Annotated in this window: 7 protein-coding genes; all 7 read left to right on the top strand. The window is 74.1% G+C overall.

The genetic code is table 11. From position 1 onward, the window contains the following. A partial coding sequence (locus MNZ29_RS22775) for a penicillin-binding protein activator (protein WP_242356878.1) occupies positions 1-1618 on the top strand: 1618 nt, incomplete at its 5' end. Between the two features lie 117 nt (positions 1619-1735). After that, complete coding sequence (locus tag MNZ29_RS22770) at positions 1736-2704, top strand: site-2 protease family protein (RefSeq protein ID WP_242356876.1); 969 nt, start codon at positions 1736-1738, stop codon at positions 2702-2704. 145 nt (positions 2705-2849) lie between these two features. After that, a complete protein-coding gene (locus tag MNZ29_RS22765) occupies positions 2850-3254 on the top strand; it encodes a hypothetical protein (protein ID WP_242356874.1) in 405 nt (134 codons plus the stop codon). 101 nt (positions 3255-3355) lie between these two features. Then, entirely contained in the window at positions 3356-5296 is a 1941-nt protein-coding gene (locus MNZ29_RS22760) for an ATP-dependent DNA helicase (protein WP_242356872.1), read from the top strand. A gap of 138 nt (positions 5297-5434) precedes the next feature. Beyond that, complete coding sequence (locus tag MNZ29_RS22755; protein WP_242356880.1) at positions 5435-6124, top strand: ATP/GTP-binding protein; 690 nt, start codon at positions 5435-5437, stop codon at positions 6122-6124. Beyond that, complete coding sequence (locus MNZ29_RS22750; protein WP_242356870.1) at positions 6121-7515, top strand: cell wall metabolism sensor histidine kinase WalK; 1395 nt, start codon at positions 6121-6123, stop codon at positions 7513-7515. Before MNZ29_RS22755 ends, MNZ29_RS22750 begins: the two co-directional genes overlap by 4 nt. Next, the coding region (gene thiL, locus MNZ29_RS22745; protein WP_242356868.1) for a thiamine-phosphate kinase at positions 7515-8093 on the top strand (579 nt) is incomplete at its 3' end. The genes MNZ29_RS22750 and thiL, both read left to right, overlap by 1 nt.

Below are 8093 nucleotides of genomic sequence, written 5' to 3'. Positions count from 1 at the left end.
CGCCGCCGCCCCCGCCGCCGAGGCGGCGCCCGCCGCCGGCGCCGAGGCCGACGCGGTCCGCTGGCTCGCGACGCTCGCCGCCGGCCAGGAGGGCGAGGCGCGGGCGAAGACGCTCGCGCGCGCCACCGCGGCGGTGGACGCCCTGGGGCTCGAGGACGCCGAGGGGCTGCGCCGCGCGCTGCCGCCGGACTCGCCGCTCCAGGAGCCGCTCGCGATGAAGGTCGCGCGCGTCCACCTCCACCTGCGCGACTACGCGGGCGCGGAGGCGACGGCGCGCGAGGTGTTCCTGCGCTGGCCGCACGGTCCCTACGCGGACGACGCGAAGCGGCTCGTGGATCGGATCTCGCGCCTCACCTACGTCCGCCCGAACGTGCTCGGCGTCGCGGTCCCGCTCTCCGGCAACTTCAAGCGCTGGGGCGAGGCCATCCTGCAGGGCGTCTCGCTCGCGCTCGAGGGCTCGGGCGTGAAGGTGGCGGTGCGCGACACGCGCGGCGAGCCGGACGGCGCCGCCGCGGCGCTCGAGGCGCTCGTGCTCGAGGAGGGCGCCATCGCGGTCCTGGGCGGCGTCACGAACGCCGAGGGCGAGCGCGCCGCCGCAGCCGCCGAGGAGCTGCAGATCCCGTTCGTCTCGCTCTCGAAGCAGGAGGGGATCACCGCCGCCGGGCCCTTCGTCTTCCAGAACATGCTCACCGCGCGCGAGCAGGCGGACGCGCTCGTCGGCCTCGCCATGGGCAAGCGCGGCATGCGCCGCTTCGCGATCCTCTACCCGTCCATGAGCTACGGCGTGGAGCTCGCGAACGCGTTCTGGGACGACCTCGAGGCGCGCGGCGGCGAGGTGCGCGCGGCCGAGACCTACGCCCCGGACCGGACCACCTTCACGCCGCTCGTGAAGAGCATGGTCGGCAAGCTCTACCTCGAGGAGCGCGGCGACTGGCAGGAGCAGTCGCGCGACATCGCGCAGAAGGAGAAGGATCCGTTCCGGCGCCGCAAGGCGCTCGAGAAGGCGCGCGAGAAGCTCCCCCCCGTCACCGACTTCGACGCCATCTTCATCCCCGACTTCGCGAAGAACGTGAAGCTCATCGCGCCCGCGCTGGCGGTGGAGGACGTCCTCACCCAGACCTGCGAGCCCGAGGCGCTCGAGAAGCTGAAGAAGCTCACCGGCCGCCCCGACCTCCGGCCGGTGCAGCTGTTCGGCGCGAACGGCTGGGGCGGCGACCCGGGCCTGTTCGACCAGTCGCCCGGCGGCGCGGGCCGGCACGTGCGCTGCGCCATCTACGTGGACGGGTTCTTCGCCGGCTCGGCGCGCCCGGGCACGAAGCGCTTCGTCGAGGCGTTCGAGCGGAAGTTCCCCGGCCAGACGCCCACCATCCTCGAGGCGTCCGCCTACGACGCGGCGGGGATGGCGCGCCAGGTGATCGAGCACGACCGCGCCCAGACGCGCGCCGCGCTGCGCGACGGCCTCGCGGCGGTGCGCGGCTTCAAGGGCGCCACCGGCGAGCTCACGATGGGCGCCGATAGGACGCCCGAGCGCGAGCTGTTCTTCCTCACCGTGGACTCGAACGGCGTCCGGGAGATGAAGCCGGAGGAGCTCGCCGGGCCCGGCGCCGGCGGGATGTAGCTCGATGGGGGCCGCCCCGGGGCGGACGCCTGCCCGGCAGAGCTCGTCGGGGTTCCGCCCCGGCCAGCCGGAGCGAGCCGTTTCGAAATGGCGGTCGGCCCGTTAGCTTGTCCCGGGATGGACGACGTCCTCGTGCGGCCGCGGCCGCGAGCCCGCTTCCCCGCCGCGAACGTCGCGCTCTTCCTCGCGACCCTCGCCACCACCGGTTGGGCCGGGCTGCTGTTCTCGCCCGCCGCGGCGGACGTGCGCACCCTCGGCGAGCTGCTCGCACGCGTCCGCGAGGCGCCGGGCGTCCTCCTCGAGGGGCTCCCCTTCGCGCTCTCGCTCGTCGGGATCCTCTTCACCCACGAGATGGGCCACTACGTGCTCGCGCGGCGCGCGCGGGTGGACACGACCCTTCCGTACTTCATCCCGGTGCCCTTCGGCGTCGGCACGCTCGGGGCCGTGATCCGCATGCGCTCGCCCATCCCGTCCCGGCGCGCGCTCCTCGACATCGGCGCCTCCGGCCCGCTCGCCGGCCTCGTCGTGGCGCTCCCGCTGCTCGTGTGGGGGCTCGCTCACTCGGAGATCCGGGAAGTGTCCGCGGCGACCTCGCCGGCTTCCCCCTTCGGGGCGTTCCTCTCCTGGCTCGCGGGCCGACCCTCGCCGGAGGGCGCGGGCGAGGTGATCCACTTCGGCCACAGCCTGCTCACCCTCGCGGCGCAGCGACTCGTCGTGGGCCCGCTCGCGCCCGGCACCGACGTGGTCATGCACCCCGTCGCCGTGGCGGCCTCGCTCGGCCTGCTCGTCACCGCGCTGAACCTCGTGCCCGCCGGGCAGCTCGACGGCGGCCACGTGCTCTACGCGCTCTTCGGCCGCCGGCGCGCGCACGCCCTCGCGCGCCTCACGAGCGCGGCGCTGCTCCTCGCCGGGATCTTCGCCTCCTGGAGCTGGCTCCTCTGGTGGTTCCTCACCCGCTTCGTGGTGGGGCTCGGCCACCCGGCCGCGATCGTGGAAGAGCCGCTCGGGCCGGGCCGCAGGGCCATCGCGATCTTCTCGCTGATCCTGTTCTTCGCGACGTTCGTGCCGGTGCCGGTGGCATTTTGAACGGGGGGCTGCAGTGGTTCACGGGGGCTGGCGCCCCCGCCCCGCCGACGGCTCGATGCAAGCGCTCGCTTCGCTCGGGCACCGGCTTCGGGGTCTCGCGGCGCCATTCGGTCCCGGGGCGTCATCGGCTAGACTCGGCGTTCCCATGACGTCGCCCGACGAGACCCTCCGCGCTCCCGCGCCGGAGCCGGAGGCCGACCCCGGCGAGGCCGAGGCCTGGGCGCGCGTCGTCGCCGCATGGGAGGACGAGGCGGCGCACGACGCCTACCTCGCGCGCTTCCAGGATCTCCCAGGGCTCGGCCTCGCCGGCCGTCGCTATCGCGACGCGGCGGCCGCGCGTCCGGACGATCCGGTCGCGGCGCGCATGCGCGACGAGGTGATCCGCCGGGCGACGGTGCAGGGCTTCGCGCTCCTGCCGCGGAGCGCGCCCGCCAAGGATCGCTCCGTGGCGATCCGGCGCCTCCTCGTCGCCGTCGCGGCCGCGCTCCTCCTCGCCGCCGCCTACTTCGCCTTCCACCTCCTCGCCGCACCGCCCGGAGCCCCATCCTGATCCCCGCATCCGCCGCCCTCACCGTCGAGGACGTCCTCGGCCCGGACGGCCGCATCGCCCGCGCGCTCCCCGGCTACGAGCACCGCGAGGACCAGCTCGAGATGGCGCGCGCCGTGGAGCGCGCGCTGCGCGAGCGGCGCTACCTCGTCGCCGAGGCCGGCACCGGCACGGGCAAGACCCTCGCCTACCTCGTCCCCGCGGCGCTCTCCGGGCGGCGGGTCATCGTCTCGACCGCCACGAAGACCCTGCAGGAGCAGATCTGGGGGAAGGACATCCCGCTCCTGCGCGAGCGGTGCGGCCTCGACTTCGCCGCCGCCTACCTGAAGGGCCGCTCGAACTACTACTGCCTCGCGCGGGGCGCGGAGTTCGCGCGCGCGCCGACCTTCGCCGCGCGCGAGGAGGCGGCGCTCTGGCCGGTCATCGAGGCCTGGTCGCGGACGACCGAGACCGGCGACCGCAGCGAGCTCGACCTGCCCGACCAGCTCCACACCTGGAAGGACCTGTCGGCGACGGCCGAGACCTGCACCGGCCGCGAGTGCGAGCGCTACGAGGACTGCTTCGTCACGCAGGCGCGCGCGCTCGCCGGCCAGTCCGACGTGCTCCTCGTGAACCACCACCTGTTCTTCGCAGATCTCGCCATGCGCACGAGCCGCGCGGGCGTGGAGATCCTCCCGGACTACGACGTCGTGATCTTCGACGAGGCGCACGCCCTCGAGGAGGTCGCCACCGAGTACTTCGGGCTCCAGGTCTCCTCGTACCGGGTGGACGAGCTCGGCCGCGACGCGCTGCGCGCGGTGGGCGACCGCCCCGACCTCGCGTCGATGATGCGCGACGCGACCGGCGAGCTGCGCCGCGCCGGCGAGCGGTTCTTCCAGGCGGTCGCCGACGGGCTGCGGGCGGGCGGCGGCGGCGCCGGGCCGCAGCGCGGCTTCGGCGCGCGCGGCGCCCCCCGGGGCCGCACCCCCCGCCGCGGCCAGGAGGAGGAGAGCGTGCGCGCGCCGCTCGTCGAGGAGCTCCTCGCGCCGTGCGAGCGCGACCAGGCGCGCCTCGACGCCGCCCTCGAGGCGCTGCGCGAGCTCCTCGCCGAGGCCGAGGCGCCCCAGCTCGCCCAGATCGCGCGGCGCGCCGGCGAGCTGCGGGTGGAGCTCGCGGCGGTCACGGCGATGAAGGAGCCCTCGCGCGTGTACTTCGCCGAGGTGCGCGGGCGGGGCGTGTTCCTGCGCGCGGCGCCCATCGACGTCGCCGAGGAGCTGCAGGCCCGCCTCTACCGGCGCACGGACACCGTGGTCTTCACGAGCGCCACCCTCGCCGCGCAGGGGCGCTTCGACTACTTCCGCCGCCAGGTCGGCCTCGCGCCCGAGTTCGACGTGGACGAGGCACGCTACCCCGGCCCGTTCGACTTCCCGCGCCAGGCGGCCATCGTCTCGCCGGCCGCGGTCCCCGAGCCGAACGCGCCGGGGTTCCTCGAGGCCGCCGCCGGCGCGATCCGCGCGCTCACCGCCGTGACGGATGGGCGCGCGTTCGTGCTCTGCACCTCGAACCGCAACATGGTGGCGCTGCACTCGGCGCTCCGCGATCTCCCCTACCAGGTCCTCCTCCAGGGGGAGCGCCCCAAGGCGCGCCTCCTCGAGGCGTTCCGCGCCGAGCCGTCGGTGCTCTTCGCCACCGCGAGCTTCTGGGAGGGGGTGGACGTCCCGGGCGACGCCCTGTCGCTCGTGGTCATCGACCGGCTCCCGTTCGCGCCGCCGGGAGATCCGGTGGTGGCGGCCCGGCTGCGCGCGCTCGAGGCGGAGGGGCGGGACGGCTTCTCCGAGCTCTCGGTCCCCGCGGCGGCGCTCGCGCTGCGGCAGGGCTTCGGCCGGCTCGTGCGGACCCGGGACGACCGGGGCCTCGTCGCGATCCTCGACCGGCGCCTCGTCACGAAGGGCTACGGGCGCGCGTTCCTCGCCACCTTGCCGAAGAGCCCGCTCCTCCGGAGCGTGGAGGAGGCGCGCGCCTGGTGGCAGCGTGGCGGGGTCGCCCCGGCGCCGCACCGGGCGTGACGCGAGACGCGGTGTGCGTCGAGGGAGCACCGACTCCCCGTCCGAGCGGGCGTCCGTTCACCGGGCGGGGACATCGGGGATCGCGCGCTGATCGGTTAGAGTAGGTACCCGGGCGAAATGTCGCCCCCACCCGACCGCATGGCCCAGTTCAACGCCGACACGCGCGAGATCGCCGTCAAGGTCGTCTACTACGGCCCGGCGCTGTCCGGGAAGACGACCAACCTCCAGGCGCTCTTCCAGAAGATCGATCCGAAGATCCGCGGGCGTCTCATGACGCTCGACACGAAGGACGACCGGACGCTCTTCTTCGACATGATGCCCGTGTTCTTCCGCACCCGGGCGGGCGTGAAGGTGAAGCTGAAGCTGTACACGGTGCCCGGCCAGGTGATGCACGAGTCCACCCGGCGCATCGTGCTGCAGGGCACCGACGCGGTGGCGTTCGTGGCCGACTCGCGCCGCAGCGAGGCCGCGCCGACGCTCGCCTACTGGAACAACATGCTGAAGAACCTGGAGGCGAACGGGCTCGACTACAGGTCCCTGCCCATCGTCATCCAGATGAACAAGCGCGACCTCGAGGACGCGCGCGGCGACGGCGAGCTCGGTGATCTGCTCCGCGTGATCCAGCCGCGCATCGTGCCGGCGGTGGCCATCCGCGGCGAGGGCGTCGTCGAGACCCTGCACGCGCTGCTCCAGCTCACCTACCGCACCCTCGACAAGCGCTTCGGCCTCGAGTCCACCTGGCAGGTGTCGGAGCGCGAGTTCCTCGGCCAGATCTTCTCGCACGTGGACGTGCGCGGCTCACGGCTCGCGGAGGCGCCGGCGCGATGACGCTGCCGCCGTCCTTCCTGCAGCAGCGGCTGCCGCTCGGGGATCTCCTCGATCTCCGGGCGTTCGGCGACGTCTGCCACTCGTTCTCCGAGCTGTACCGCGTCGGCATCAAGGTGTTCGACGAGGCGGGCAACAAGCTCGTGGACGTGCGGGTGGGGAACGCCGACTTCTGCGGCTACATCTGGTCGAAGGCCGCCGGCCGCGAGGGCTGCATCGCCACGGTGGCCAAGGCGAAGGGCGAGCCGCTCCCCGAGGAGCCCGCCCCGGTCCTCGTGGAGTGTTTCTCCGGCTGCCGCTACGTGGTGCAGCCGATCCTCTACGAGGGCGACCTCCTCGGTCGGGTGGTGTTCGGCCCGTTCGTCCCGGACGACCTCGTCGAGCTGCCCGCCTCGCTGCGCGGCATCGCGCCCGACTTCGACGCGGAGCTCGCGAAGGGCTACCAGCAGAAGATCCGGCGCGTCTCGGTCGCCACCGCCGAGAAGATCCTGAAGCACTTCATGGATCTCCTCGACGTGATGGTCTTCACCGGCCACAAGAGCCTCATCGCGGCGAAGCTCCACATCGAGGCGGTGCAGGAGAGCTACCGCGAGCTGCAGGACAAGAACCGCGAGCTCGAGGACAGCTACGCGAAGCTGAAGGAGCTCGATCGCCTCAAGTCGAACTTCCTCGCCACCATGAGCCACGAGCTGCGCACCCCGCTCACGAGCGTCATCGGCTACTCGGAGATGATGCTCGAGGGGCTCGGCGGCCCGCTCACCGCCGAGCAGCGCGAGTACCTCGGCATCATCATGGAGAAGGGGGAGAACCTGCTGCAGCTCATCACCTCGATCCTGGACATCTCCAAGATCGAGGCCGGGCGCGTGCGGCTCGTGCTCTCCGACGTGGACGCCACCCAGATCATGCGCGACGCCGTGGCGACCGTGCTGCCGCTCGCGCGCAAGAAGGGGCTCAAGATCGCCTGCGAGGCGGGCGCCATGCCCCGCATCCAGGCCGACCGCGACAAGCTCCGCCAGTGCCTCGTGAACCTCTGCTCGAACGCGGTGAAGTTCACGCCCGCGGGCGGGGCGATCCGCGTCTTCGCCGAGGCGCTCGCGGGGGACCGGCTCGCCATCCACGTCGCGGACAGCGGCATCGGCATCGCCGAGGAGCACCTCGGCAAGGTCTTCGACGTCTTCTACCAGGTGGACGGCTCGTCCACGCGCGAGTACGGCGGCGCGGGCCTGGGCCTCGCCATCGTGAAGAGCTTCGTGGAGGCGCACGGCGGCGAGGTGGCGCTGCGCTCCACCGCCGGCGTGGGCACCACCTTCTCGCTCGTGCTGCCGCTCCGCCCGAGCGTCGCGCCCGCCTACACTCCCATCGTCCCGCTCGCCGCCGTCGGGCGCGCCTCCTGATGCCCCCGCGGCCGCCGCCCGGCGAGTTCGAGCTCATCCGCCGCTTCACGCACGCGCTCCCGCTCCACGGCGAGGGGGTGCGGATCGGCCCCGGCGACGACGCGGCGGTGCTCGCCCCGCCGCGCGGCGAGGAGCTCGTCGTCACCGCGGACGCGGTGGTGGCGGGCGTCCACTTCGACCGCGCCTTCTCGCCGGAGGACGTCGGCTGGAAGGCGCTCGCGGTGAACCTCTCCGACCTCGCCGCCATGGGCGCGCGGCCGCTCTGGGCCCTCGTGTGCCTGGGCGTGCCGCCCGGGGTGCGCCCCGCCGAGCTCGTGCGCCTCGGCCGCGGCCTCGGCGCCTGCGCGCGGCGCTACCGCGTCGCGGTGGCCGGCGGGAACGTCACGCGCGCCTCCGAGCTGTCCGTCACCGTCACCGCCATCGGCGCCGTCCCCGAGGGGCGCGCGCTGCTCCGCACCGGCGCGCGCGCGGGCGACCTCGTCGCCGTCACCGGCACCCTCGGCGACGCCGCGCTGGGGCGGGCTCCCGGCGCACCGGCCGCGCTCGTCCGCCGCCAGCGCCGGCCCACGCCGCGCCTC

This window comes from Anaeromyxobacter sp. SG64 (genome assembly GCF_022690745.1).
Classification (GTDB): Bacteria; Myxococcota; Myxococcia; order Myxococcales; family Anaeromyxobacteraceae; genus Anaeromyxobacter; species Anaeromyxobacter soli.
This window is presented reverse-complemented; position numbering and strand designations above follow the sequence as displayed.

Coding starts and splice junctions, on each gene's coding strand:
- MNZ29_RS22755 (WP_242356880.1), top strand. CDS start 5,435: ATGGCCCAGTTCAACGCCGACACGCGCGAGATCGCCGTCAAGGTCGTC.
- MNZ29_RS22750 (WP_242356870.1), top strand. CDS start 6,121: ATGACGCTGCCGCCGTCCTTCCTGCAGCAGCGGCTGCCGCTCGGGGAT.
- MNZ29_RS22760 (WP_242356872.1), top strand. CDS start 3,356: ATGGCGCGCGCCGTGGAGCGCGCGCTGCGCGAGCGGCGCTACCTCGTC.
- MNZ29_RS22770 (WP_242356876.1), top strand. CDS start 1,736: ATGGACGACGTCCTCGTGCGGCCGCGGCCGCGAGCCCGCTTCCCCGCC.
- MNZ29_RS22765 (WP_242356874.1), top strand. CDS start 2,850: ATGACGTCGCCCGACGAGACCCTCCGCGCTCCCGCGCCGGAGCCGGAG.